Consider the following 25,965-nt stretch of genomic DNA (forward strand, 5'->3'; position numbering starts at 1 on the left):
CCGAACGGCTGCTGCCCCCACTGCTGCCCGAAGGGTTGCTGCTGCCCGTACGGCTCCGGGCCACGGTACGGTGTCCGGGATCCGGGACCGTAATAGGGTTCCTGGTAGTCCCGATCCCCGTCGGTCTCGCCGAACCAGCGGCCGGGGCTCATCATGTCGCCGAAATCGATCGCCTGCACCGGGCCAAACGCGACGAGGCCGAAACCCAGCAGGGCGGGAAGGCCGATACGCCGGAGTGTGCTGTTCTGAGTCATGATCCTCTCTCCAGGGACGAGTCGGGACAGCCCGGTGCCCGGCGCTCCCAGCGTCGCTGGATTGCCGGCCTGCCCCCATGTACTCGTAACACCCGGCGTGGTGCGCGTCAAACCCTTCATGCGGACGTGGACGCATACCACAGCACACGATTCGCGTCGGCCCGGCGCCGCCGGGCCGACGACGCGACCGGAGCGCGGATCAGCGCCGGATCAGGTCGAGGAATTCCTCGCGGGTGCGCGGGTCCTCGCGGAAGGCCCCCAGCATCACCGACGTGGTCATCGAGCTGTGCTGCTTCTCGATGCCGCGCATGGTCATGCACATGTGCCGCGCCTCGACCACCACCCCGACGCCGCGCGCACCGGTGACGTCCATCAGGGCCTCGGCGATCTGGCGGGTCATGTTCTCCTGGATCTGCAGGCGGGCGGCGAACATGTCCACGATGCGGGCGATCTTGGAAAGACCGATCACGCGGCCGTTGGGCAGGTAGGCGACGTGCGCCTTGCCGATCACGGGCAATACATGGTGCTCGCACAGCGAGTAAAGCTCGACGTCCTTCAGCAGCACCATCTCGTCGTTGTCGGAGCTGAACAGCGCGTTGTTCACGATCTCGTCGAGATCCATCGCATAGCCCCGGGTGAGGTACTTCAGGGCCTTCACCGCCCGGGTCGGGGTGTCGACCAGCCCCTCGCGGCCCACGTCCTCTCCAAGTCCGCTGAGGATTTCACGGTAGTGGGAGGACATCGTCTCCACACTGGCGACGGGTGCATGGGCCTCGTCGGCCTGCTCCTGGTTGATCTTGATCGGTCGGGTCGCGGCGGTCATGTTCGTTTCCTCGGTTTACGGCGTGCGGCACGGGCCGTCACTGGATGGTCAGGCTGGCGAGTGTGCCAGATAGTAGGGAAACCACTGCGCCCAGCGTCAAATGTCCGCGGAGCGTAAGGTAACCGGGTGGCAACGGTGTCGCGCGCAGGCTTGCGCGATCCACCCACAGCACCAGTGGAAACAGCAGCAGCAGGACGATCAGCCCCGCGGTCTTCGGCAGCAGCAGGGCCGCCCACGCGGCGAGCGACGGCATCACCGCCCAGGCCGGCCCGGCGAGCCCGAAGACCCGGTGAGCGGGATCGGCGAGGGACAGCCCCCAGTGGATCGCGCCCAGAAACGACAGGATCACCGCGGCGTAGGCCGCGAGGGCGTGCAGGGCGAAGGCCTGCCAGTCGCCGCCACCAAACCATGCGCCGATCCCGAAGAAGACGAAGGGGATCAGCCCGCCGTAGCCGAGGACCCGGAGCAGGAAGGCCTGGTCCCCGGTGCCGGCGGCCGGGGCGGCCCCGTGTGCGGAGACATCCGGGGCGCCCAGGTGGCGGCGCAACTCGGGAAGCCCCCCGACCAACCCGTCGCGGGCGATGAACAGCGGCAGCATGGACAGGCCGGAGGCCTGCTGCACCGCGCGAAAGCGCGCCCGGTTCTCGGCCGAACCCATGCCCCACTCGATGCGGGTCCAGCGCCCCGGCAGACGCCGCTCGAGCAGCTCCTCCGCGTCGCGCAGGTCCGTCAGCCCCGAGGTGATCGCAACCACCTCGGAACGTTCCAGCGCGCGGGTCACCTCCTCGGGCCAGACCGGCATCAGAGTGCGGACCGGATGGCCGCCCGGATGCTGGGGTCGTCGGGCCGCACGCGGGTGCCGAAGGACGCGAGCACCTCGCCGTCGCGTCCGATCAGGTACTTGTGGAAATTCCACCGCGGGAACTCGCCGGCGGCGCTGCCGAGATAGTGGTACAGGGTGCCCGGAGCCGCGTTGCCGCGGGAGGCATTCACCTTCTCGTACATCGGAAACTGCACGCCGTAGGTGGACCGGCAGAAGTTGTCGATCCGTTCCTCGTCCTCGTACTCCTGATTGAGGAAGTCGCCCGACGGGAAGCCGACCACCCGGAAGCCGCGATCCCTGAATTCCGCGTCCAGTGCCTCCAGCCCCTCGAACTGGCCGACAAAGCCGCACTTGCTCGCGGTGTTCACCATGAGCAGTACCTGATCGCGGTGCGCGTCGCACAGGCGCACGGGCTCCTCGGCGGTCAGCGGCCGCAGTTCGAAATCGAGACTCTCGGGACAGCTGGCGGACTGCGCCACGCCCGGAAGCAATGCGGCGAGGGCCAGGACGACTGCGGCGACTGGAGCCATGGGGAACCTCCTCGGGAACGTTTACAAGGATTGTACAATTCGTGTATAAATATTTCCAGACTTACGGCACGGGGAGCAAGGGCATGGAACGGCAGCGGATCGCGGTCATCGGCGGAGGGGTCTCGGGGCTCGCGGCGGCGTGGCTCCTGCAGCGACGCCACGAGGTGAGACTGTTCGAGAAGGAAACGGTTCTGGGCGGGCACGCCCATACGGTCGAGATTCCCGATCCTCAGGGTGCGGTCAGCATCGACACCGGGTTCGTTGTGTACAACGAACGCAACTACCCGCTGCTGACCCGCCTGTTCGCGGAACTCGGGGTGGCGACGCAGCCCACCGACATGTCGTTCTCCTACTCGCTGCAGCCCGGCGGCATCGAATACGCGGGCACCGACATCAACACCCTGTTCGCCCAGCGGCGCAACCTGCTGCGGCCGCGCTTCCTGCGCATGACCGCCGACATCCTCCGGTTCAACCGGCTGGGCAAGCGCCTGCTCGCGGAGGACGCGCTCGCCGACATCACACTGGGAGAATTCCTGGACCTGCACCGCTTCGGACACGGCTTCAGCGAGGACTACCTGCTGCCGATGGCCGCCGCGATCTGGTCCTGTCCGTCGGCGACGATGCGCCTGTTCCCGGTGCGCGGGTTCCTCGAGTTCTTCCGCAATCACGGCCTGCTCGACCTCGAGGGGCGGCCGCAGTGGCGCACGGTGGTCGGGGGCAGCCGCGTGTACGTGCAGCGCCTGGCCGAGCGGTTGCCGACCGGCACCGTCCGCCACGGCGGGGTCGAGCAGGTCACCCGCGCCGGAGGCTCCTGGCAGGTGGCCACCGCGACCGGGTCCGAGACCTTCGATGCAGTGGTCTTCGCCTGCCACGCGGACGACGCGCTCCGGATGCTGGCCACGCCCACGCGGGAGCAGTCGGCGGTCCTGGGCGCCTGCCGCTTCCAGGACAACCGCGCGCTGCTGCACACGGACGCGCGGCTGATGCCCGCGTCCCGGCGCGTGTGGGCCTCCTGGAACTACCTGACGCAGCGCCGGGGCCTCGACGACCAGCGCGTCTCCGTCTCCTACTACATGAACAGCCTGCACCGCCTGGACCGCCGCCAGGACTACATGATCAGCCTCAACCCGTGGCGCGAGCCCCATCCGACCACGGTGCTCGGCGAATACCGCTGGCGCCATCCGGTGATGGACGCCGCCGCCGTGGAGGCCCAGGCCCGGCTGCCCGGCATCCAGGGAGAGAACGGCGTCTACATCGCCGGCGCCTGGACCGGCTTCGGCTTCCACGAGGACGGCATGCGCTCCGCGGTCGAGGTGGCCCGCCGGCTCGGCTGTGCGCCGCCGTGGGAAGACACCGCGGAGACTCCCGCCACCCCGATGCCGGTGCAGGAAACCGCGGCGGCCGCCTGATGCGCGATGCCCTGCTCTACTCCTGCCGGGTGATGCACCAGCGCTTCTTCCCGGTGGCCTACCGGTTCCGGTACCGGATCTACAGCGCGCTGTTCGACATCGATCGGCTCGATACGGTGGCGCGCGGCGCGCGCTGGTTCTCGGTGAACCGCTTCAACCTGTTCAGCCTGCACACCCGGGACCACGGCCGCCGCGACGGTTCGCCCTGGCGCCCCTGGGTCGAGGCCCGGCTGGCGGAGCACGGGATCGATCTCGAGGGCGGGCGCATCCGCCTGCTGGCGATGCCGCGGATCCTCGGCTACGCCTTCAACCCCCTCAGCATCTGGTACTGCGAGCACCGCGATGGCCGGACCCTCGCCGTGCTGCTGGAGGTGCGCAACACCTTTGGCGAGCATCACCACTACCTGCTCCCGGCGGGCACCGGAGAGAACCCGTGGCCGGTGCAGGGAGAGAAACCGAAGCACTTCCACGTGTCCCCGTTCATCGACATGCGACCGCGCTACGTCTTCCGCCTGGACGAGCCGGGCCCGCGCCTGCGCATCGCGATCCGGGAGTTCGAGGACGACGAGCTGATGCTGGTGGCGAGCCAGTCCGGCCGCGCGCTCGACTTCACGGACCGCAACCTGCTTCGTATCCTGCTCACCATGCCCTGGGCCACCGTCAAGGTGATGGTCCTGATCCACTGGCAGGCCCTGAAGATCTGGCTGCGCGGTGGCCGGTTCCACCGCAAACCCGAACCCCCCGTACAGGAGGTCAGCTGATGTCGGCCCAACCCCGTTCCTTCACCCCCGGCGACAGCACCGCCGGATCGTCCCGCCCCGCGTTGCCGCTGCGCTGGCTGGCGCGCGCGCTGAATGCCGTCGAGCACGGACAGCTCACCCTGATCGACGCCGCCGGCAACCGCATCGTGATCGGCGGTCGCCTGCCGGGCAGCGAGGCGGTCTGGCACCTCCGCCGACCGTGGCGCGCGCTCCTGCGCCTGCTGCGCCGGGGGGAGATCGGCTTCGCGGAGGGCTACATTGCCGGCGACTGGAACACGCCGGACCTGCAGGCCCTGCTCCAGTTCTCGGTGGACAACGAAGGGTCGCTGCGCGATCTCGCCCGGCGTCCGGCCTGGCAGCGCCGGCTGGACCGCCTGCGGCACCGCATGCGTCGCAACAGCCGGCGCGGCAGCCGCGCGAACATCCGCTTCCACTACGACCTCGGCAACGAGTTCTACCGGCAGTGGCTGGACACCACGATGTCCTATTCCTCGGCCCTGTTCAGCAAGGGCGACGAGGCGCTGGAGACCGCGCAGCAGCGCAAGTACCAGCGCCTGCTGGAACGGCTGGACGCGGAACCCGGGGCCCACATCCTCGAGATCGGCTGCGGCTGGGGCGGCTTCGCCGAGGCGGCGGCCCGGCAAGGGTACCGGGTCACCGGCATCACGCTGTCGCAGGAACAGCTCGAGTATGCCCGCGAACGCGTGGCGCGGGCCGGGCTGTCCGACCGGGTGGAACTCCGGCTGCAGGATTACCGGGACCTCGACGAGCGCTTCGATCACGTGGTGTCGATCGAGATGTTCGAGGCGGTCGGCGAGGAGTGGTGGCCGACCTATTTCGAGAAGGTCCGCAACTGCCTGCGTCCCGGGGGACGCGCGGCGCTGCAGGTGATCACCATCGACGAGGCCGCCTTCGAGCGCTACCGGGAGAACGCGGACTTCATCCAGCTGTACATCTTTCCCGGCGGCATGCTGCCCCCGGTGCCGCGATTCAACACGCTGGCCGCCGCCGCCGGTCTCGAGCGCCGGGAGCAGGACTTCTTCGGGATGGACTACGCCCGCACGCTGCGCCACTGGTTCGAGGAGGTCCGCCGCTCCGCCGACATCATCCAGGCGCTGGGTTACGGTGACGCCTTCCTGCGCATGTGGCGCTACTACCTCGCCTACTGCGAGGTCGGCTTCCGCCACGGGCGCGTGGACCTGATGCAGACGATCCTCGAGCGCCCGGCCTGACATGACCCGCATCGCCCGATCCCGGCTCGCCGCCTACGGCCTGCCGGGGCTGCCGATGGCCATCCTCGGCCTGCCGCTGTTCGTGTTCCTGCCGACCTTCTACGCGGAGCAGACCGGCATCGGGCTGGCCGCCGTCGGCTTCATCCTGCTGGCCGCGCGCCTGTTCGACGTGATCACCGACCCTATCGTCGGCCACCTCTCCGACCGCATCCGGGGGCCGTTCCGCCGGCGCGCGCTGATCATCGCCGGCACGCCGATCCTGCTGGTGGCCGTCGAGATGCTGTTCCGGCCGGGCGCGGGTGTGGGCGCGCTCCACCTGCTGTTCTTCAGCGCGCTGGTGTACCTGGGATGGACACTGGTGTCGCTGCCCTACTTCGCCTGGGGTGCGGAGCTCTCGCCCCATTACCACGAGCGTTCGCGGATCAGCGCCTGGCGCGAGGGCTTCGTGGTGACCGGCACGGTGGTCGCGGCCGCGATGCCCGCGGTGCTCGGACTCGAGAACGACGCCGGCGCCAGTCTCGCCGCCCTCGCCACGCTGTTCTGGTGGCTGCTGCCGCTGGCGGTGCTGCTGCTGATCCTGGCGGTTCCCGAGCGCCCCGGCCGCCTCCCGCCCGTGGCCTGGCGGCATGGGCTGCTGCTGCTCCGGGACAACCGGCCGTTCCGTCGGCTGGTGCTGGCCTGGGTGCTGAACGGCACCGCGAACGCGATCCCCGCCACCCTGTTCCTGCTGTTCATCACCCACGTGCTCGAGGCCCCGGAGCACGCGGGGCCGCTGCTGCTCGTCTACTTCGGCGTCGGCATCGCCGCCCTGCCCGCCTGGCTGTTGCTGGCCCGGCGGCTGGGCAAGCACCGGGTCTGGACGATCTCCATGCTGCTGGCGAGCGCCTTCTTCATCTGGGTGCCCCTGCTCGGCACCGGGGACGTCGCCTGGTTCTACCTGATCACCGTGCTCACGGGCCTGAGCCTGGGCGTGGACCTGGCCCTGCCGGCGGCGATGCAGGCCGACGTGATCGACCAGGACACCGCCGAGGGCGGCGGCGAGCGCGCCGGGCTGTTCTTCGGCCTGTGGGGCATGGCCACGAAGCTGGCGCTGGCGCTCGCGGTCGGCATCAGCTTTCCGCTGCTCGCACTCGCGGGATTCTCCACCGAGGGCGGGAACAGCGGAGGCGCCCTGCTGGTGCTCGCCCTCGCCTACGCGGGGCTGCCCGTGCTGTTCAAGCTGGCGGCGATGCCGCTGGTCTGGCACTTCCCGATCGACGAGGATGCACAGCGCGCGCTGCGCCAGCGCATCGAGGCGCAGCAGGCGTCCCTCGAGATGTCCACCGCTCCCACAGGAGGCAACCCATGATCCGCAACCCCCTGCCGGTCCGGCGCGCCGCGTCGGCCACCACCGTGCTCCTTCTCGCCCTGCTGCTCGGTCTCCCGGCCACCGGGTCGGTCCGCATCTCGGGGGTCGATTTTGCCCCCTCGGTGGCCATCGGAGGGACCGACGTGCCCGTGCGCGGCGGTGGCCTGTTCCGCTACGCGGTCGTGTTCCGGGTCTATACCGGTGCCCTCTACGCGCCGGCGGACATTGCGCCCGATGATGTGCTGGATGCGGACGTTCCCAAGCGCCTGGAATTGCATTACCTGATGTCGATCAGCGGCGATGACTTTCGCCGGAGCGGAACCGCCCTGCTGGAGAAGCAGCAGCCGCCCGAGGTGCTGGCGGCGCTGTCGGACCGGCTGGAGACGTTCAACGCAGCGTATCGCGACGTGGAGGCCGGGGACCGGTACGCGCTGGAGTACGACCCCGGAAACGGAACGCGGCTGCTGAAGAACGGCGAGGAGCTGATCCGGGTGCCCGGACTCGACTTCGCCCGGGCCTACTTCGGCATCTGGCTCGACCCGCGGGAGCCGCTTTCCGCGCGCTTTCGCGACGACCTGCTGACCTGAGCCCGGTCCGCCGGGCGGCGGCCCGAGTGGCGGAGGTCGAAAAAAATGGTTCTTCACATTTGTCCAGCAGGCGCTACACTCCCCACAGCGACGGGTGAGGAGGCACAACTGATCTGACCGGTCCGATCAATCCACGCGGCGGCCCGCTCCGCCACCTGCCAGGGAAAGACAGGAATGACGCGAATCCGGATACGGGAGGCCAGCTGGCCGGCCGACCGAATGGGCCTGCAGACCGTGCGCTGCGAGGTCTTCGTGAAGGAACAGAACGTCCCCCGCAGCCTCGAGTTCGACGGTCTCGACGCGACCGCCCTGCACTGGCTGGCCCTCACCTCCGAGGAAGAGCCCGTGGGCACGCTGCGCCTGCTGCCAAGCGGCCAGATCGGGCGCATGGCCGTGCTTCGCCAGTATCGCCGCCAGGGCATCGGTTCGCGCCTGCTCAATCACGCGATCGCGGCGGCGGAGGCGCACGGATGGGGCGAGGTGTGGCTGAATGCCCAGTATGCCAGCCGGGACTTCTACGCCCCGCATGGCTTCATCGTGATCAGCGACATCTTCGAGGATGCGGGCATCCCGCACCAGCGCATGCTGCGGTGCCTGAGCCGCAAGGCGGAGATGGCCTGACCGGGTCGGGGTAGCCGGAACGGGGACGGGGCGGTGAACGAGCGGACGGACGACGACATTCCCGAAGACGACCTCCAGCGGGCCGGCGCGGCGATCGACCGCCTGCTGGAGTCGGCGCGGCGCAGGATCTGGGTCCACGCGCGGTGCCGCCTGCTGATGGCCCTTCCGGAAACGCGCCTGAGGGAGGCCTTGTCCCGGGTGGCCCGACGCACCCGGCACCCCGATCTGCGGCTCCTCGTCGACGACGATCTGGAGCTCAAGAGCGGCCTGCCCCGGCTTGCGGCCACCGCGATGCGTCTGCCCACCGCGATATCGGTGCGTTGCCTCGCGCCCGCGCAGGATACCCCCGCCAGTCTGCTGCTGATCGTCGACCGCGAGGCCTGGCTCTATCTCGTGCAGCACAAGGGCCGCGCGGGCCTCCGGGTGGAATCGCGCGACCCCGCCGGCAATCGCCGGGCCGCGGAGGACTTCGAGCAGAACTGGGCGGCCGGTTCGGAATCGCGCGAGCTGCGCAAACTGAGTCTCTGAGCGGGGGCCGGCCGGGAATCCGGCTCGGGCGCGGTGCAGCCAGCGGGGAAAACGCAGGCGGCGTCCCAGGCCACCCGGCTTGGATCCGGGTCTCCGGACGTGAGTCCTGTGCCCGTGCGCTCGCGCTCAGCCCTTCAGCGCAGCCATCCGGTCCGGATCGAAGCCGGCGGCGATGTACCAGCGGCGCGCCGCCTCCGGGTCCCGTTCCACCCCCCGGCCCTGCGCGTACATCAGGGCGAGCGTGGTCTTGGCGCCGGACAGCCCCTGCCCGGCGGCCCTCTCGAGCCAGTGGACCGCCTGCGCGCCGTCGGGCTCCACGCAATCGCCCTGCAGGTACATGAAGCCGAGCGCGTACTCTGCCATCGCGTTGCGGTCCTCGGCGGCGGCGCGCATCCACCTCACGGCCTGTTCCGGCTGGCGCGCCACGCCGAGTCCGTTCTGATACATGATCGCCACCCGGTACTGGGCATCGGCCACGCCGGCCTCCGCGAGCGGGTGGAGCGACCGCATCGCCTGGGCGAACCGGTTGTCCTCGAAGGCCGCGACGCCGCGCTCGAGGCCCTGCTGATCCTCATCGGAAAGCCGCATGATCCATCCGCATGGTTGTAGATTGACCGCCGACCCGTAATGATGCCACCAGCCGGGGTCGGACCAGGCCAAGCCACTGTCTTTTAAGGTTATTCACCCGGTTTTGACCCCGATATCAAGGCCTGGAGGGCCATTTTCGGGGCCCAGAACGGCGCTCCAGGCCCAAGCCGCCGCACCTTGGCGCCCCGGCCTCGCCTCGTTCCCCTGATCCACCCGCTCAGCGCCTCGACCGCCGTTTTCGGGGCCGAAAACGCGCCTCCAAGGCCCTGAAAGACCCCATTCTTGGGCCAGTTTTTCATTGTTTTCAGGCACTTCCCTTGGTCCGACCCCCGGATGGGGGGTATGCTTTGGCGGGTTGAGGTGTGAGGGAGCTGGATATGGACGGGGGACCGCCGGGGAGAGAGCAGGGGCTGAACGTGCTGGGGCATCCGCTGGTGGCGTGCTCGCAGGGTGAGCCGGTGACCGGGTTTTACCGCGACGGGGATTGCAGCACGGGGCCGGATGACCTCGGGCGCCATGTGGTGTGCGCGCGGGTGACCGCCGAGTTCCTGGAGTACTCGAAGAGCCGCGGCAACGATCTGGTGACGCCGCGGCCCGAGTTCGGGTTTCCGGGCCTGAAACCGGGCGACCGCTGGTGCCTGTGTGCGGCGCGCTGGCGCGAGGCGCTGGAGGCCGGGGCGGCGCCGCGCGTGGCGCTGATGGCGACGCACCAGAAGGCACTGGAGATCGTCAGCCTGGAGGACCTGAAGCGCTTCGCGATCGATCTGTCCTGAAGGGCCCGGCCGGGCCTCAGGGCCGGTCCGGCAGGCGACAGGGAAGCCCTGATCAAACCGCCATCGCGAGGAGCGAACCCTTTGGCTGCGAGCGCCCCGCCCCGCCGCGGGCAAACCCCCGTGCAACGGGTGGCAAAACCCACCGCGCCGCTGGGTTGTGGGATAGTCGGGCCATGGACTGGAACTTCGAAACCACCTACACGCGCCTGCCGGGGCAGTTCTTCTGCCGCATCGACCCGGTAGCGGTCGCGTCGCCGCAGATGGTGCTGCTGAACCGCGACCTCGCCGAGGAACTCGGCCTGGATCCCGACTGGCTGCGCCAGCCGGAGGGGGCGTGGATGCTCTCGGGCAACCAGCGCGAGCCCTCCAGCGAGCCGATTGCCCAGGCCTACGCCGGGCACCAGTTCGGGCACTTCGCGATGCTCGGCGACGGCCGCGCCCACCTGCTCGGCGAACTCCGGGCCCCGGACGGGCGGCGGGTCGACATCCAGCTGAAGGGTTCGGGCCCGACGCCCTTTTCCCGCCGCGGCGACGGCCGCGCGGCCCTGGGACCGATGCTGCGCGAATACCTGATCGGCGAGGCGATGCACGGGCTGGGCATTCCGACCACCCGCGCCCTCGCGGTGGTCGCGACCGGGGAGCGGGTCTTCCGCGAACAGGCCCTGCCCGGCGCGGTGCTGAGCCGGGTCGCCGCCAGCCACATCCGGGTCGGTACCTTTGCCTATGCGGCGGCGCTCGACTCCGGGCTGGACCTGATGGTGCACGCATCGCAGGGCGCGGATGACCCGTCGGTGGCGACCGCGGGACAGGACGACGGCCTCCTGACGCGCGCCCTGGCCGATTACACCATCGACCGGCATTATCCGGAACTCGCGGACAGCCCCGACCGCTACATGGAGCTGTTCCACGCGGTGATGGAGCGCCAGGCGTCCCTGGTCGCGCAGTGGATGCGGGTCGGTTTCATCCACGGCGTGATGAACACCGACAACATGACCCTGTCCGGCGAGACCATTGATTACGGACCCTGCGCCTTCATGGACCAGTACGACCCGGCAACGGTCTTCAGTTCGATCGACCGCCAGGGCCGCTACGCCTTCGGCAATCAGGCGAAGATCGCCCAGTGGAACCTGGCGCGGCTGCTGGAGACGCTGCTGCCGCTGCTGCACGACGACCGCGACACCGCCCTGGCCCGCGCGCAGGAGGCGATCGCGCACTTCCCGGCGCTGTTCACCGGGCGCTGGCACGCGGTGATGCGCACGAAGCTGGGCCTCGGCAACGAGGAGCCGGGCGACGCCGAACTCATTGACGACCTGCTGCAGTGGATGCAGGACCAGGGCGCGGACTACACCAATACCTTCCGCGAACTCGCTGGCGAGGCGGGGGCCGCAACACCCGGCCAGCTGAATCCCGCCTTCGCCGACCCCGGCCTTGCCGCGTGGCACGCGCGCTGGCAGGAGCGGCTGGGCCGCCAGGACGGCGACATCGCCGCGGCGATCCACCGGATGCGTGGCGCCAACCCGGCGGTGATCCCGCGCAACCATCGGGTGGAGCAGGCACTGGACGCGGCGGTCCGGGAAGGGGACCTGGACCCGGCCCTGCAACTCCTCGAGGTCCTCGCGGATCCCTACGATACCCGCCTCGACACGTCTGATTACCGCCAGCCCCCGGGGCCGGAACAGCACGTGTACCAGACCTTCTGCGGGACCTGAACGGGCCGCGCGGCTGGCGATACGCACCTGGGTCCGACAGGCTGCTAGACTCGAACCAGGCTTGGGCCCGGTCCGGCGCCGGGCATGAGCAGCGTCCCGATGGGGACCGTCGTCATCCAACAGGGGGCCGCAACCCGCGGGACGCCAGCCTGTCTGCGCCGACCGAGGCTCCTGCAGGGGAGACCGCAATCCCGGCATGTCGCATCATCCGCACCGTTTCCGTTATCGCGCGGCCCTCGCGCTGGTGGCCGTACTGGTGGCGCTGGCCCTTCTCTGGTTTGCGGGCAGCCACTGGCTGGTCAACAGCGCCTGGCTGCCACAGCGCCTGTCGCAGCCAGAGGGCATCGAGATCCGCTGGGACAAGGGCCGCAGCCGGCATCCCGGCCGCTGGGAGGTCGAGGGCTTCTACCTCGCGCGGGAAGACGACGAACTCGCGCTCTCGGTGCGGGCGGAGCATGCCACGCTGGACCTGTCCTTGCCGGCGCTGCTGCGCGGCGAGCTGCGCATCCGTTCGCTGGATGCCCGCGGCATACGCCGCCTGACACTCAACGACCTCGCCCTCGAGGGAGAGGGGCGGCTGCGGCTGCACGACGCCGTGCTCGCGTCGCGGGAACTGGAGATCGCGCGGCTGGATCTGCAGCTCGAACGGGGCCTGCTCAGGCGCGCGACCGATGACGCCACCCTGGTCCGGGACATCGATCTCGCCGCCGAGGCGTCGCTCGGCCGCGTCGCCCCCGCCGAGGCCGGTGCCGATCTGCTGGGGGCGCTGTCGGGCACCCTGCAGCTGGATGCCCACGCCGATGCCTGGGATGTCTTCACGCCCTACCTGGCACCCCTGCCCTGGCTTGCGCTGTCCGGCCACGGCTCACTGCGGGGTGATCTCGCGCTCGAGCATGGGGTCCTGGCAGCCGGCAGCACCCTGCGCCTGGACTCGCCTGCGCTGCAGGTAGAGATTGACGAAGACCGGCTGCCGGCGGGCACCCGGCCCGAGCGCGGCCCGACGACCCCCGATGGCAGCGGTTCCCGCCACCGTGCCGAAGGCGACGGGTCGGTGCTGCTGGCGGTCTCTGCGGAAGACCCGGAGTGGCTGACCCTGACCACGCGGCTGGACGACGTGACGCTGCGTGCTGTCGATCCGTACGCGCGGCAGGCGGCACTGACGCTTGCCGCGGATCTCGACAACCGGCGCCTGGACCGTCTGCAGGCGCCCGAGCGGGCGCGGCTCGCGCTCCGGGGCGAGGTGATCCGGCTGGACGTGCTTGATCCGTATCTGACCCACCTGCTGAATGGCCGGGGCATCCAGCTGCGCGGCGCCGGCGAACTGGCCGCGGAGCTGGAGACCCTGGGCCCCCGCCCCGCCCGGGCCCGCCTGGAGGTCACCGCGCCGCGACTGGGCGTCCACGCGCTGGGCTATGAGGCCAGCGGCAGGGGCACGCTCCACGCGCGGCTGGATGACGGGGATCGCGTGGAGGTGGAGATTCGACTCGCCGGATCCGGCCTGCGTCACCAGGCGCGGCAGCTGCTCGCCGATGCCGAGCTTCAGCTGACGGCGAGTGGTCCCCTCGACCCGACACGGCCGCTGAATGGCACCCGCGGGGCGGTCAGCTGGCAGGCGGCACGCCTGCCCGACATCGCTGCGCTGCAGCCCTATCTCGAGCCCTTTCTCGCCGATCCCGCACCCCTGCAGCTGCTCGGCGGAACCGCCCGGAGCCACGGGCAGCTGGAGATCGCGGAGGGTCTTCTGCGCGGCGAGCTGGCGCTATCCGGCGACAGGCTGCGCACGCGGTTTCGGGAGCACGCCGTGGAAAGCGGCATGCATCTGCTGCTGACCCTGAACGAGGCCAGGCTGGACGGCACGCGGCTGGACCTCTCCGGCAGCCGCCTGAGCTGGCAGGCACGCGGCCAGACACCGGAGGCGGAACGGCTGGAAAGCGACCTCGTGCTGCGCGACGGGCTGCTGCACCGGCGCAACGGGGTACCCGGGGGGCGGCTGGTCCTGGAAGGCCGGATCCGCCAGCTCGGCTTCCTCAACGCCTTCCTGCCGGACGCCCACGGACTCGCGCTGCAGGGCGGCGGACAGCTCCAGCTGGAGGGCGGCTTCGAAGGCCGCCGGATCCTGCCGGGCAGCCACCTGCGGGTGGCGGCGGAGCCGCTGCGGGTGGGCTTTCTCGACCACCGGGCAGCAGGAAGCGGGGAACTGAGCGTCCGGCTCGAGACGCCGGAGGAGGCCCGGCTCTCGCTCGAGATCCCACGCTACACACTGCAGCGCGACGATGACGACCGCCCTCGCCTGCACGGGCGCGACCTGGTGCTGACGACCCGGACCGGGGCGTTCTCCCGGGTGCTGGAGGCACCCGACCCTGCCTATTTCACCACCGAGATCTCCCTCCCGGAGACGGAGATCCCGGATGTCGCCCGCTACAACACGTACCTGCCCGAGGACGCTGGCGTCAGGCTGTTCGGCGGAACGGCGCGCCTTGGCAGCGAGTTCACACTCACGGGCCTGGACGCCAGTGGCACCCTGAACCTGCGCGCTTCCGGCGTCGATCTGGCGCTGCTCGACCAGCGCCTGCGCGGTGATCTGCACCTCGCCCTGAGGCTGACGGAAGGCGATCTGGCCACCCGGCAGTTCAGCGCGGCCCGTTCGTTTCTGCGCCTGGATCGGGTGCAGCGCCGGAACGGGGCGCGACCGGAGGATGCCGGATGGTGGGTCCGTCTCGACTTCGACGACGCGCGGTTGCGCTGGACTGAGCAGGTCCATCTTGCGAGCCGGCTGCACCTGCGGATGCGCGACACCGGACTGCTCGCGCGCCTGTTCCTCGACCGTGCCCGCGACAGTGACTGGCTGGGCCGGCTGCTGGACGTGCGCGGCATCGCGGGCAGCGCGCGGCTTGATCTGAACGAAACACGGATCCGTCTCAGCGACGTCGATCTCCGGGGGGAAAACCTGGTGCTGCTCGCCGACCTGGCGCTGGCGGAGGGCACGTCGAACGGCGCCCTCTATGCGCGGCTGGGCGTCCTCGGCCTCGGCGTGGAACTCGACGACGGCGACCCCACGCTGCGCATCGTGCGGCCGCGCCGGTGGTTTGACGCCTGGCGCGCCCGCCACGCGTACCGCCCCTAGGCAAACGCTGATTCATCGGCGTCTTCCTGCGGCACAGGTGAAGTCTCGCCCGAATCGGCCATCGCAGGGGGTTGATTCTGGGGGCAGCCGCAACTCGTCTGTGCAGCGCCGCGTGCGCTGAGAAGGCCGGGTTGGCCTGATTCAGCGCTTCCCTGATGGGCCACCGCGAGCCAACGGGGCGGCGCTGCGCAGTCGGGTCGGGCCGGTCGCTCGGGGACTGCTCGGGCGTCTTCGGCTCCGGATCCGTCGGCGCGGCACCGTCGCGGTCCGGTCAGGTCCGTGCGCGGCCATCCGGCGCATCTCCTGCGCCTTCGACCGCGACCGTGTGCCGGACGGCGGCCGGCTCCGTGAAGACGAAGGCCACCGCGTCATTGCGAATGCAGAAGTCACCCCGTGCCTGCGCCCAGCCACAATCCTGCACCCTGGAATCCATCCACTCGAACAGCGCCTGCAGCGCCAGCGCAATGCGCGGACGCGCCGCGTAGTCGAGCCCGTGCGCGGTCCAGGCGGCCCGCGCCGCGTCCCGTCGCCGCCAGCCCTCGCGCACGAACCCGGCGGTGAACAGGGCCCGAAGAAGGCCGTCGCCGAGCCTGCGGCGCAGCTCCCGGATGGCCGCCTCGGCGCCGGTCGCGGGCGCAATCTCCGCAGCCAGCGAAGCGGGCAGCAGATCCTTCCAGTCCGGCCCCTCGACGGCGCCGGTCAGCAGGTCCTCCTCGACGATCTGCCGGAAATCGGGCATCGGGTCGGAGCCCGTGCGCTGCGCGAGCTGGATCAGTGCTCCGGCCTCGTCGAGGTAGCCGGAGAGGCGAAAGCCGCAGAGGTGGTGATCCACGAGATCGTGCACGAAGACGGAGGTGGGGATCCGCTCACCGGCGTACGGGGTGGCGGCGATCACGTCCGCTCCGGCACCCGGCACGTCGAGCTTCCAGCCGCGTGCGCCCAGGCCGTCTTGCCATTGCTCGTTGAACATCGCCGGCACGATGACCGGGCCGCGATCGGCGGGAGTCAGTACAGCGGAACACATCGCGACATCCAGATTCCTTCTTGGCCTCGTGTGTACCGACCGGTCAACCCGGTTCAAGTTCAGGACGCGACCCGCGGCCAGCTCCGGCGTTTCGACAGGCGGGCCCGGAGGCAGGTCCCTGACCCGCACCGGGCTTCGGGGCCCGGAATGCCCGTCTCAAGGCCGAAAATGCCCGGGTTTTAGGCTCTCTTGGATAATAAAATCAGAGACCTGGCTTGGTCCGACCCCCCTTTCACCCCCACCCTGCTGTCGTGGCCGTATCCGTCCTGGACCCCCGATTTGGCACCCGAAATGGCCCCTTCAAGCCCCGAAAACGGCCCGTTTTCGATCTTCTTTTGGATAAAAATCAGATGCTTGCGTTGGTCCGACCCCCGCGCTGCTAAAGGCCTGCGCGGGCTTGCCGATACTCAAACGTGGGTCGGTCTTCTGCTGTTCCTGCGGTTTCGGCTCTGGGGGCGATCCCGGAACCCCGGGGGCGGCGGAGCCGGGCGGGTCTGCCGGTGAGCGCCGATCGATGGATGACGGCGGGGCATCGCTGCGGCTCGTGGCTGGGCCGGGGGGCCTCCGGCCGGATGTAACACGACAAGGTCTGACCTCGTTGAGCGCGCATGATCCACCCGCGCGTCGTTCGGGGCAACGGAACGCGCTGAGGGAGAGCATCCGATGTTCGGTTTCCTGAAGAGACGGGCGCATGGGGTCACGGTCCGCGGGGAACCCGTGCGCCGGGCCCGCCGCGGCCCTGCCGAAACGCACGCGCCGGCTGCAGGACCTGTGCCTGCGGCGGCTCCGGGTGGCATGGAAGATGCGCCTTCGGTCGAGGGATTGCGCGACACCGACATGGCCACCCTGTACCGCCTGGCCCGGGTCGATGTGCTTGAGCCCGGCACGGTGCTGTTCGGCCCCGGGGATGCGGGCGGCATGGTGCACATGCTGGTCAAGGGCGAGGTCGCGCTGCGGGACGGAACGGGCAAGACGCTGACCCGGACCCCGGTGGGGACATGGATCGGCCGGCTTGATGCTACCGAATCGGGAACGCCCGGCTGCTCCGCGGTGGCGGCTGGGCCAGCCTCGGTGCTGTCGCTGGACCGCGCAACGTATGACGGACTCGATGGTGACCTCAAGCTGCGCGTGCTGACGCAGGTTCAGGCACACGCGCACGGTGTCGTGCATGCCCTCGCCGCGCGCAATGACGACCTCGGCACCCGGAATGGGGTGCTCGTGGACGCGCTCTACCGGTCCCGCCAGACGGCGGACGCCGATCTGTCGAAGACCGAGACGGTCAGTCAGATCATCCAGAAGGTGCCCCGCCTGCCGGTATCCACGGCCACGCTACTGGGCAAGCTCTTCGACGAACGCAGTACCAACGCGGAAGTCGTCGAACTGGTCAAGTCCGATCCCTCCCTGACCGCCGCGCTGCTGAAGGCGATCAACTCCCCGCTGTATGGCCTCAGCCACAAGATCACTCACATCAACCACGCGGTCACCCTGCTGGGCTTTGATGGCGTGCACCAACTGGTGCTCTCCGAAAGCCTGCGCAAGAGCCTGCCGGAGACACCCCGGTTCCAGAAGACCCATCAGCGCGCCGTCGAAACCTCGCAACTCGCGTTCGCCGCGGCCCAGGCAACCGGTATCCGCCACCCGGCGGAGGTCTCGACCATTGCCCTGCTGCACGAAATCGGCAGCGTTGTGCTGGAGCTCCTGAAGACGGCCAACCCGCACCTGGAAATGGCCCTGGCCACGGTGGACTCCACCGGCATGGGGGCGGAGCTGCTGCGGGCCTGGAACCTGCCCGAACCGCTATGCCGGAGCATCGAATTGCAGCATTACCCGGGGTTCGCGCTGCCCGAACACGTGCCGGACGAGGTGCGCAAGAACGTTGCCCTGCTGTATCTGGCGAATCGTTTCCACGACCGGGTTCACGGCCAGCATGAACGCATGCCATGGCCCTTTGCCCCCGAATACCTCGGCGTGCTTGGCGTCACGGGGATGGATGAGTCGGAGTTCTTCCAGCAGAAGATCCGGCCTGCGCTTCTGGGCCGCGTGAAGACCCTGCCGAAGTCGCTGGCGCAGGCCCTGTCCGCCTGAAAACCCGCGCACGGGGTCGGCCTCCGGGGGCCCCGTGGGAGACGAATCCTCTCGGCGATCCGGCGTCAAGCGGAGGATCTCGCCTGAGGGCTGGCCTCCTGCAGGCGCATCGGTGCCCGCAAACCCGTCGGCCCGGGCACGGCCTCCGCGCCGATTGCCTCGACCTCACTCCGTGGTGACGGATTCCTCGTCGCCGGTGAGGGCCGTGTCGAGGGTGTGCCAGGAGAGGGTGGCGCACTTCACCCGCATCGGGTATTCGTGCACGCCCGCCAGCGCGCCGAGGCTGCCGAGTTCGGCCGGGTCGGTGTGCGGGTGGTCACTGGTCAGCAGGTCGTGCATCTCGGCGAACAGGCGCTGGGCCTCCTCCACGGTCTTGCCCCGCACCGCCTCGGTCAGCATCGAGGCCGAGGCCACCGAGATCGCGCAGCCGACCCCGATGAAGCTGACGTCCTCCACCCTCCCGTCCGCGACCTTCACGAACAACCGCAGCTGGTCGCCGCAGAGCGGGTTGTGACCGTCCACCGCGCGGGTCGCATCCGGCATGTCGCGGAAGTTCCGGGGGTTGCGCTTGTGGTCCAGGATCAGCTCCTGGTAGAGGTCGCTCATCTCGCTCATGCCAGCATCTCCCGGGCGTACCGCAGGGCCTCCGCGAGACGGTCGATCTCGTCGAAGGTGTTGTAGAAGGCCATCGAGGCGCGCGAGGTCGCGGGGACCTGATAGAAGGTCATCACCGGCATCGCGCAGTGGTGGCCCGCACGCACCGCCAGCCCCCGGTGGTCCAGGATGGTGCCCATGTCGTGCGGGTGCACGTCGTCCATCACGAAGGAGACCAGCGGCACCTTTTCGTGCGCCTGGCCGATGATGCGCAGCCCCGGGACCGCCTGCAGGCGCTCGGTGGCATGGTCGAGCAGACGTGCCTCGTGCGCCATCGCCCCCTCCCAGTCCAGCGACTCGAGGTACTCGATCGCACGGCCGAGGCCGATGGCGCCGGCGATGTCGGGCGTACCGGCCTCGAACCGGTGCGGCAGCCCGGCGAAGGTGGTCTTCTCGAAGCTGACCGTGCGGATCATCTCGCCGCCGCCCTGATACGGCGGCATCGCCTCCAGCAGCCGCTCCCGGCCATAGAGGACGCCGATGCCGGTGGGGCCGAAGAGCTTGTGTCCGGAGAAGGCGTAGAAGTCGCAGTCCAGCGCCTGCACGTCCACGCGCAGGTGCGGAACGGCCTGCGCACCGTCGAGCAGCACCGGGACTTCATGTTCGTGTGCTGCCTTGATAATCGCCTCTACCGGGTTGATCGTACCCAGTGCGTTGGAGGCGTGCGTCAGGGCCAGCAGGCGCGTGCGGGGGCCGAAAAGGCCCGGCAGCGCGTCCAGATCCAGCTCGCCCGAGGGCGTGATCGGCACCACCCGCAGCACGATACCGGTGCGCTCGCGCAGCAGCTGCCAGGGCACGATGTTCGCGTGGTGCTCCATCGCGGTCAGGATGACCTCGTCGCCCTCCCGCAGCCCCTGGCCGAAACTCGACGCCACCAGGTTGATCGCCTCCGTGGTGCCGCGCAGGAACACGATCTCGCGGGTCGAGCGGGCATTGATGAACCGGCGCACCGACTCGCGCGCGCCCTCGAAGTCGCGGGTGGCCCGCTCCGCCAGCGCATGTACACCGCGATGCACGTTCGAGTTATCGTGATGGTAGTAATGGTCGAGCGCCTCGACCACGGTCTGCGGCTTCTGCGTGGTGGCGGCGTTGTCGAGATAGGCCAGTGGATGCCCGTGCACCTGCTGGCCCAGCACCGGGAAGTCCCGGCGCACGCGCTCGACGTCCCAGGAACCGGTTGGCGTGGACAGGACTGCAGCACTCATCGATCTCCTCCTGGCCGGCCGCTTCGAAGCCGATTTCCGGTCCGCGTGCCGGCCGCGTGGTGTACGTTGTTCGATTTGACCCCCAACAATAGTCAAGTTTTCCGGGATGCGTCTTGGGCACCCGGGCAAAGCAAGGTTAATTCAATGCACCGACCCGGACCGCAAGGCAGCGGGTTTCCGGGTACCTGAAGACCACATGTGAGAAGCGACATGAATGAAGGCAGGCTCCTGAGACTCTACCCCGCTCCCCACCTCGAGCGGTCGATCGAGGGCCTCTATCTCGCCGAGGAGATGGCGGGGCCGGATCCGGACCGGCCCTTCGTGTACACGAACTTCGTGTGCAGCCTCGATGGGCGGATCGCCGTGGAAGGCCCGCGGCGGGGCCGCCTGCGCTCTCCGCCGGCAATCACCAACCCGCGCGACTGGCGCCTGTTCCAGGAGCTGGCGACTCGCGCCGACGCGCTGATCATCAGTGCCAACCTGCTGCGCGCGATCCTTGCCGGGGAGGCCGCCGAGAGACTGCCCATCGGCTGCGATCCCGCCTTCGACGACCTCCATGCATGGCGCAGGGACAGAGGCATGCCGTCCCAGCCGGCGGTGGTGATCCTCGGCCGCAGCCTGGATGCAGCACTCGCCGAGCGGTGCGGCGAGTTTGATCGGCCGGTCTATTTCGCAGTCGGAAGCGAGGCCAAGGCAGACGCGGCCACGGCGGTCGAGGCCGCCGGCGTGCGGGTGCTCGGGGCCGGAACCGGACGGGACGTGCAGGGGCGGCCGCTGATCGATGCACTGGGGCGCGCGGGCTTCCGGCGCATCTACTCCATGGCCGGGCCGCGGGTGCTGCACCTCCTGCTGAGGGATCGTGTGCTCGACCGGCTCTACCTGACCCACTTTCACCGCCTTCTCGGCGGTCAGACCTTCGATACGCTGCTCGAAGGCGACGCCCTCGACCCACCGGCGTCACTCGTTCCGCGTACGCTCTACTACGATCCCGACGCAAAAGACGGGGCCGGGCAGGTCTTCGCCGCATACGACCTCCGTTGACCGGGAGTCCCGATTTGCGGGCTTCGGCGTGATCGCTGCGGCGGTTCGAAATCCGCTCCCGGCGCCCCGCGGGGACAGATTGGCCAATCGGTCCCCGGCCCTTGGCGGCCCTGTCCGCAAGCGGGAGCAGGGGCTGCGCAAGGCGCCCGCGGGCTACTCCCACTCGATAGTGGCCGGGGGCTTGCCTGAGATATCGTATGTTACACGAGATATACCGTCTATCTCATTGATGATACGACGCGACACCAGGTCGAGAAACTCGTAGGGTAGATGCGCCCAGCGGGCGGTCATGAAGTCGATGGTCTCGACCGCACGCAGCGCGACCACGTAATCGTAGCGGCGGCCATCCCCCATCACGCCCACCGACCGCACCGGCAGGAAGACGGCGAAGGCCTGGGAGACCTGGTCGTAGAGATCCGCCCGGCGCAGTTCCTCGATGAAGATGTCATCGGCGCGGCGCAGCAGGTCCGCGTATTCCTTCTTCACCTCGCCGAGGATGCGCACCCCGAGCCCCGGCCCCGGGAAGGGATGGCGGTAGACCATCTCGGTGGGCAGGCCCAGCTCCACCCCGATCCGGCGCACCTCGTCCTTGAACAGTTCGCGCAGGGGCTCGACCAGGCCCAGGTTCATGTGTTCGGGCAGCCCGCCGACATTGTGGTGGGACTTGATCACGTGGGCCTTGCCGGTCCTGGAGCCGGCGGACTCGATCACGTCCGGATAGATCGTGCCCTGGGCGAGCCAGCGCGCATCCGTGATCTTGCCGGCCTCCTCGTCGAAGACCTCGATGAACTGCCCACCGATGACCTTGCGCTTCTGCTCCGGATCGCTGACCCCTTCCAGGGCCTGCAGGAAGCGCCGCTCCGCGTCAATCCGGATCACCTTCACCCCCATGTGCCGCGCGAAGGTCGCCATCACCTGATCGCCCTCGTGCAGGCGCAGCAGACCGGTGTCCACGAAGACGCAGGTCAGCTGGTCGCCGATCGCCTTGTGCAGCAGCGCACCGACCACCGAGGAATCGACGCCGCCGGAGAGTCCGAGGATCACGTGATCGGAGCCCACCTGCTCGCGCACGCGCTCGGCCATGTCCTCGATGATGTTGCCCGGGGTCCAGAGGTCCTCGCAGCCGCAGATCTCGTGGATGAATCGCGAGAGGATGCGCCGGCCCTGGCGGGTGTGCGTGACCTCCGGGTGGAACTGGAGACCGTAGAAGGCGCGTTCCTCGTCGGCCATGCCGGAGATCGGGGCGGAATCGGTGGAGCACATCAGCCGGAAGCCCGGCGGGAGTTCCGCTACGCGATCTCCGTGGGACATCCACACGTCCAGCAGGCCATGGCCCTCCGGCGTGGTGTGGTCCTCGATGTCGGTCAGCAGGCGGGTGTGGCCGCGGGCGCGGACCTGCGCATAGCCGAACTCGCGGTGACCCCAGGGCTCGACCTGGCCGCCAAGCTGCGCGGCCATGGTCTGCATGCCGTAGCAGATGCCGAGCACCGGCACACCGAGCTCGAAGACCAGCGGGTGGGCGATCGGCGGATTCTCCATGTGCACCGACTCGGGGCCGCCGGAGAGGATCACGCCACTGGGGGCGAACGCGCGCATCGCCTCCGGGCTCATGTCCCAGGGGTGAATCTCCGAGTAGACCCCGGCCTCGCGCACCCGGCGCGCGATCAGCTGGGTGTACTGCGAGCCGAAGTCCAGCACCAGGATCCGGTGCGCATGTACGTCCTGGGTCATCGCGTCATTCAATCCATCAATCCCGGCGGTAGTTCGGGGCCTCCTTGGTGATCGCCACGTCGTGCACGTGGCTCTCGCGCATCCCGGCGGCGGTCACGCGCACGAACTGGGGCTTGGTGCGCATCTCCTCGATGGTCCGTGCCCCCACGTAGCCCATCGAAGACCGGAGTCCGCCGGTCAACTGGTGGATGATCGCGACGATCGGACCCTTGTACGGGACCCGCCCCTCGATGCCCTCGGGAACGAACTTCTCCGGGCCGGCACTGGCTTCCTGGAAATAGCGGTCGGAAGACCCCTGCTGCATCGCACTGAGCGAGCCCATGCCGCGATAGGACTTGTAGGAACGCCCCTGGAACAGCTCCACCTCGCCCGGCGCCTCCTCGGTGCCGGCGAACAGGGAGCCCAGCATCACGCTGTGGGCGCCGGCCGCGATGGCCTTCGCGATGTCACCGGAGAAGCGCACCCCGCCGTCCGCGATCAGCGGCACGCCCGTGCCCTCGAGGGCGGTGCTGACATTCTCGATCGCGGTGATCTGGGGCACGCCGACACCGGCCACGATCCGCGTGGTGCAGATCGAACCCGGTCCGATGCCCACCTTCACCGCGTCGGCGCCCGCGGCGACCAGGTCACGCGCGGCCTCGCCGGTGGCGATGTTTCCGCCGACCACCTGCACCTCCGGGTAGTGCTGCTTGACCCAGCGCACGCGGTCCAGCACGCCCTGCGCGTGGCCGTGCGCGGTATCGACCACGATCATGTCCACGCCCGCCTCCACCAGCGCCGCGACACGCTCGTCGGTGCCGGCACCCACGCCGACCGCGGCGCCGACCCGCAGGCGCCCGCGGTCGTCCTTGCAGGCCCCGGGATGCTCGGAGGACTTCTGGATGTCCTTCACCGTGATCATGCCGCGCAGCTCGAAGTGGTCGTTCACCACCAGCACCTTCTCGATGCGGTGCCGGTGCAGGAGCTCCATCACATGGTTACGGTCGGCGCCCTCGGGCACCGTGACCAGCCGCTCCTTCGGGGTCATCACCTCGGTCACCGGCGCCTGCATGCGGGTCTCGAAACGGAGATCGCGGGAGGTCACGATCCCGATCAGATCCGTGCCGTCCACGACCGGCACACCCGAGATGTGGTTGGCCCGCGTCAGCTCCATCACGTCGCCGATGGTGGCGCTGGGCGCGACCGTGATCGGATCGCTGATCACGCCGGCCTCGTACTTCTTCACCTGGCGGACGTGAGCGGCCTGGCGTTCGGCGCTCATGTTCTTGTGCACCACGCCGACGCCGCCCTCCTGCGCCATCGCGATCGCCAGGCGGGCCTCGGTCACGGTGTCCATGGCGGCCGAGAGCAGTGGCGAGCCGAGCACGATCTCGCGCGTGAGACGGGTGGTCAGATCCACGTCGCGCGGCATCACGCTGGAATGCCCGGGCAGCAGCAAGACGTCGTCGAAGGTGAGGGCTTCCGCGAGTATGCGCATGGGCAGCTCCAGGGCTTCCGGGTGGGGGCGGAGAAATAGCCGATCAGTATAGAATTCACCGGCACTGCGGTAAAGAAAGACCGCTTCCTCGGAAAGACGGAAAGGAGACCCATGACGGAAGGGCGAAGCGTTCTCGGCGTCGGCGAACTGAACCAGCGCGCGGATGAACTCCTGCGTGCGGGCCTCGGCGCGTTGTGGGTTGAGGGCGAGGTCTCGAACCTGCGCCAGTATGCCTCGGGCCACCGGTATTTCGCGTTGAAGGACGACAACGCCAGCGTCAGCTGCACGCTCTTCCGCGGGCGGGCCGGCAAGGCCGCCGCCTTCGCCGACGGCGACCGGGTCCTGGTCTTCGCCCGGCCCGGCGTCTATGTTGCGCGCGGCCAGTTTCAGCTGGTGGTGGAGCGTCTCGAGTCTGCCGGCGAGGGCCGGCTGCTCGCACAATTCCAGCGCCTGAAGGCGCGGCTGCTCGCGGAGGGCCTGTTCGAAGCCGAGCGCAAGCTGCCCCTGCCCCCGCTGGTGCATCGGCTCGGGGTGGTCACCTCGGCCCAGGGCGACGTCCGGCACGACATCGCCCGCACCCTCGCCAGGCGCTTCCCGCTGCTGCTGCCCTTCCGGCTCTACCCGGTGGCGGTGCAGGGGGCGGGCGCCGTACCCCAACTCATCGCGGCGCTGGAACAGGCGGGCCGCGAGGCCGCGGTGGACGTGCTGATCCTGGCGCGCGGCGGCGGCGCGCTGGAGGATCTGTGGGCCTTCAACGAGGAGGCGGTCGCGCGCGCGATCGCCGCATGCCCGATCCCGGTGGTCACCGGCATCGGGCACGAAACGGACACCACGATCGCCGATTTCGTCGCCGATCTGCGGGCATCGACGCCGACCGCCGCGGCCGAGGCGGTCAGCCCCGACGGCACGGTACTCAGGCGGCAGCTGCGCGACGCCGCCGCCCGTCTCGGCCAGGCGGCCGCCGCCAGTCTGCGCCAGCGCCGCCAGCGCGTCGATCAGGGGCGCGCCCGGCTGCTGCGGCTGCATCCGGGACGGCGGGTTGAACAGCACCTGCTGCGCATCGACGAACTCCGGACACGCCTGATCCGCGGCGCTTGCGCAGGCCGGGAGAAGAAGCTGTACCGGCTGCGGCAACTGGCGCTGCGCCTGAAGGTGCACGATCCCGCCCGCCGCCTGGAGACGCTGCAGTCGCGGCTCCGGCAGCAACAGCACCGGCTGTGGCTGGCCCGACCGGCGCGGCAGCTGGTCCGGCAGCGGGACCTGCTGGAGGGATTGCAGGGCCGCCTGCTGCGGGGGGTCCGGGACCGGCTGCGCCGGGATGAGGCACGGTTTCAGGCCACCAGCGGCCGCTTGCGGGCCCTCTCCCCGGAAGGCGTGCTCGAACGCGGATACAGCATCCTGCTGACCGCGGACCAGCGTGTGGTGCGCGAGGCGGACCCGGCACTGATCGGCGCGCAGCTGCAGGCGCGGCTCGCGCGCGGCGCGCTGGAGCTCGAGGTGCTGGACGCTCGGCCGGCGAAGAAGGGATCCGGCCGCAAGCGGAAGAAACGCGGCTGAAGACCGGGGCGCCCGGAGGGCGGGCCTACAAGGCGTCAGCCCCGGCCCCCTGTGGGAGCGGCCTCTGGCCGCGATGGCCTT

General features: G+C 69.6%; 22 protein-coding genes and 1 pseudogene. 13 read left to right on the forward strand and 10 right to left on the reverse strand.

Annotated features, from left to right (window positions below; all coding sequences use genetic code 11):
- From ACESMN_RS09230 to ACESMN_RS09245, 4 genes and pseudogenes are all read right to left on the reverse strand, one after another.
- Nucleotides 1-254, reverse strand: a pseudogene (locus ACESMN_RS09230) (hypothetical protein); the annotation flags it as partial.
- Between the two features lie 199 nt (nucleotides 255-453).
- Nucleotides 454-996, reverse strand: coding sequence for a GTP cyclohydrolase I FolE (gene folE / locus ACESMN_RS09235; protein ID WP_373053327.1), 543 nt, complete (start codon nucleotides 994-996; stop codon nucleotides 454-456).
- Between the two features lie 118 nt (nucleotides 997-1,114).
- Nucleotides 1,115-1,879, reverse strand: coding sequence for a DUF3429 domain-containing protein (locus tag ACESMN_RS09240; protein ID WP_373053305.1), 765 nt, complete (start codon nucleotides 1,877-1,879; stop codon nucleotides 1,115-1,117).
- Nucleotides 1,879-2,430, reverse strand: a complete 552-nt coding sequence (locus tag ACESMN_RS09245; RefSeq protein ID WP_373053306.1) for a glutathione peroxidase — start codon at nucleotides 2,428-2,430, stop codon at nucleotides 1,879-1,881. The genes ACESMN_RS09240 and ACESMN_RS09245 overlap by 1 nt, the downstream gene beginning before the upstream one ends.
- Nucleotides 2,431-2,513: 83 nt before the next feature.
- Here ACESMN_RS09245 and ACESMN_RS09250 point away from each other — a divergent pair, with 83 nt between their 5' ends.
- The 7 genes from ACESMN_RS09250 to ACESMN_RS09280 all read left to right on the forward strand — a co-directional run bounded on the left by ACESMN_RS09250 (nucleotide 2,514) and on the right by ACESMN_RS09280 (nucleotide 8,916).
- On the forward strand, nucleotides 2,514-3,839 hold the full coding sequence (locus ACESMN_RS09250) for an NAD(P)/FAD-dependent oxidoreductase (RefSeq protein ID WP_373053307.1): 1,326 nt from the start codon (nucleotides 2,514-2,516) through the stop codon (nucleotides 3,837-3,839).
- Nucleotides 3,839-4,600, forward strand: a complete 762-nt coding sequence (locus tag ACESMN_RS09255; protein WP_373053308.1) for a DUF1365 domain-containing protein — start codon at nucleotides 3,839-3,841, stop codon at nucleotides 4,598-4,600. The genes ACESMN_RS09250 and ACESMN_RS09255 overlap by 1 nt, the downstream gene beginning before the upstream one ends.
- Nucleotides 4,600-5,832, forward strand: coding sequence for a class I SAM-dependent methyltransferase (locus ACESMN_RS09260; RefSeq protein WP_373053309.1), 1,233 nt, complete (start codon nucleotides 4,600-4,602; stop codon nucleotides 5,830-5,832). Before ACESMN_RS09255 ends, ACESMN_RS09260 begins: the two co-directional genes overlap by 1 nt.
- A gap of 1 nt (nucleotide 5,833) precedes the next feature.
- Entirely contained in the window at nucleotides 5,834-7,180 is a 1,347-nt protein-coding gene (locus ACESMN_RS09265; protein WP_373053310.1) for an MFS transporter, read from the forward strand.
- On the forward strand, nucleotides 7,177-7,767 hold the full coding sequence (locus ACESMN_RS09270; RefSeq protein ID WP_373053311.1) for a chalcone isomerase family protein: 591 nt from the start codon (nucleotides 7,177-7,179) through the stop codon (nucleotides 7,765-7,767). Before ACESMN_RS09265 ends, ACESMN_RS09270 begins: the two co-directional genes overlap by 4 nt.
- A 174-nt stretch (nucleotides 7,768-7,941) precedes the next feature.
- Nucleotides 7,942-8,388 (forward strand): GNAT family N-acetyltransferase, encoded by a 447-nt coding sequence (locus tag ACESMN_RS09275; RefSeq protein ID WP_373053312.1) that lies wholly within the window; start codon nucleotides 7,942-7,944, stop codon nucleotides 8,386-8,388.
- 33 nt (nucleotides 8,389-8,421) lie between these two features.
- Nucleotides 8,422-8,916: a hypothetical protein gene (locus ACESMN_RS09280; protein WP_373053313.1), complete on the forward strand. Its 495-nt coding sequence runs from the start codon at nucleotides 8,422-8,424 to the stop codon at nucleotides 8,914-8,916.
- Between the two features lie 126 nt (nucleotides 8,917-9,042).
- Here ACESMN_RS09280 and ACESMN_RS09285 read toward each other — a convergent pair whose 3' ends face one another.
- Nucleotides 9,043-9,504 carry a tetratricopeptide repeat protein gene (locus ACESMN_RS09285; protein ID WP_373053314.1) on the reverse strand — a complete coding sequence of 154 codons (462 nt, stop codon included), beginning with the start codon at nucleotides 9,502-9,504 and terminating at the stop codon, nucleotides 9,043-9,045.
- A 377-nt stretch (nucleotides 9,505-9,881) separates the two neighbouring features.
- Here ACESMN_RS09285 and ACESMN_RS09290 point away from each other — a divergent pair, with 377 nt between their 5' ends.
- The 3 genes from ACESMN_RS09290 (at nucleotide 9,882) to ACESMN_RS09300 (ending at nucleotide 15,110) form a co-directional block, all read left to right on the forward strand.
- On the forward strand, nucleotides 9,882-10,277 hold the full coding sequence (locus tag ACESMN_RS09290) for a DUF2237 family protein (protein ID WP_373053315.1): 396 nt from the start codon (nucleotides 9,882-9,884) through the stop codon (nucleotides 10,275-10,277).
- A gap of 173 nt (nucleotides 10,278-10,450) precedes the next feature.
- On the forward strand, nucleotides 10,451-11,986 hold the full coding sequence (locus tag ACESMN_RS09295; protein WP_373053316.1) for a protein adenylyltransferase SelO: 1,536 nt from the start codon (nucleotides 10,451-10,453) through the stop codon (nucleotides 11,984-11,986).
- Between the two features lie 196 nt (nucleotides 11,987-12,182).
- Nucleotides 12,183-15,110, forward strand: coding sequence for a hypothetical protein (locus ACESMN_RS09300; RefSeq protein ID WP_373053317.1), 2,928 nt, complete (start codon nucleotides 12,183-12,185; stop codon nucleotides 15,108-15,110).
- A 271-nt stretch (nucleotides 15,111-15,381) separates the two neighbouring features.
- On the opposite strand, the gene ACESMN_RS09305 is transcribed toward ACESMN_RS09300, so the two are convergent.
- Nucleotides 15,382-16,134 (reverse strand): hypothetical protein, encoded by a 753-nt coding sequence (locus ACESMN_RS09305; protein WP_373053318.1) that lies wholly within the window; start codon nucleotides 16,132-16,134, stop codon nucleotides 15,382-15,384.
- A gap of 795 nt (nucleotides 16,135-16,929) precedes the next feature.
- Between ACESMN_RS09305 and ACESMN_RS09310 the strand changes: the two genes are divergently transcribed.
- Nucleotides 16,930-18,219, forward strand: a complete 1,290-nt coding sequence (locus ACESMN_RS09310; RefSeq protein WP_373053319.1) for an HDOD domain-containing protein — start codon at nucleotides 16,930-16,932, stop codon at nucleotides 18,217-18,219.
- 165 nt (nucleotides 18,220-18,384) lie between these two features.
- On the opposite strand, the gene sufU is transcribed toward ACESMN_RS09310, so the two are convergent.
- Both sufU and ACESMN_RS09320 read right to left on the reverse strand, forming a co-directional pair.
- Nucleotides 18,385-18,834, reverse strand: coding sequence for a Fe-S cluster assembly sulfur transfer protein SufU (gene sufU / locus ACESMN_RS09315; RefSeq protein WP_373053320.1), 450 nt, complete (start codon nucleotides 18,832-18,834; stop codon nucleotides 18,385-18,387).
- Nucleotides 18,831-20,078, reverse strand: coding sequence for an aminotransferase class V-fold PLP-dependent enzyme (locus ACESMN_RS09320; RefSeq protein ID WP_373053321.1), 1,248 nt, complete (start codon nucleotides 20,076-20,078; stop codon nucleotides 18,831-18,833). Before ACESMN_RS09320 ends, sufU begins: the two co-directional genes overlap by 4 nt.
- Before the next feature lie 210 nt (nucleotides 20,079-20,288).
- On the opposite strand from ACESMN_RS09320, the gene ACESMN_RS09325 reads away from it, so the two are divergent.
- Nucleotides 20,289-21,119: a RibD family protein gene (locus ACESMN_RS09325; RefSeq protein WP_373053322.1), complete on the forward strand. Its 831-nt coding sequence runs from the start codon at nucleotides 20,289-20,291 to the stop codon at nucleotides 21,117-21,119.
- A gap of 153 nt (nucleotides 21,120-21,272) precedes the next feature.
- Here ACESMN_RS09325 and guaA read toward each other — a convergent pair whose 3' ends face one another.
- Entirely contained in the window at nucleotides 21,273-22,850 is a 1,578-nt protein-coding gene (guaA, locus tag ACESMN_RS09330; RefSeq protein ID WP_373053323.1) for a glutamine-hydrolyzing GMP synthase, read from the reverse strand.
- Nucleotides 22,851-22,866: 16 nt separating this feature from the next.
- A complete protein-coding gene (gene guaB / locus ACESMN_RS09335) occupies nucleotides 22,867-24,327 on the reverse strand; it encodes an IMP dehydrogenase (protein WP_373053324.1) in 1,461 nt (486 codons plus the stop codon).
- Between the two features lie 111 nt (nucleotides 24,328-24,438).
- Here guaB and xseA point away from each other — a divergent pair, with 111 nt between their 5' ends.
- Nucleotides 24,439-25,884 (forward strand): exodeoxyribonuclease VII large subunit, encoded by a 1,446-nt coding sequence (gene xseA, locus ACESMN_RS09340; protein ID WP_373053325.1) that lies wholly within the window; start codon nucleotides 24,439-24,441, stop codon nucleotides 25,882-25,884.
- Nucleotides 25,885-25,965 lie beyond the last annotated feature (81 nt).

This window comes from Thioalkalivibrio sp. (assembly GCF_041690275.1).
GTDB lineage: Bacteria > Pseudomonadota > Gammaproteobacteria > Ectothiorhodospirales > Ectothiorhodospiraceae > Thioalkalivibrio.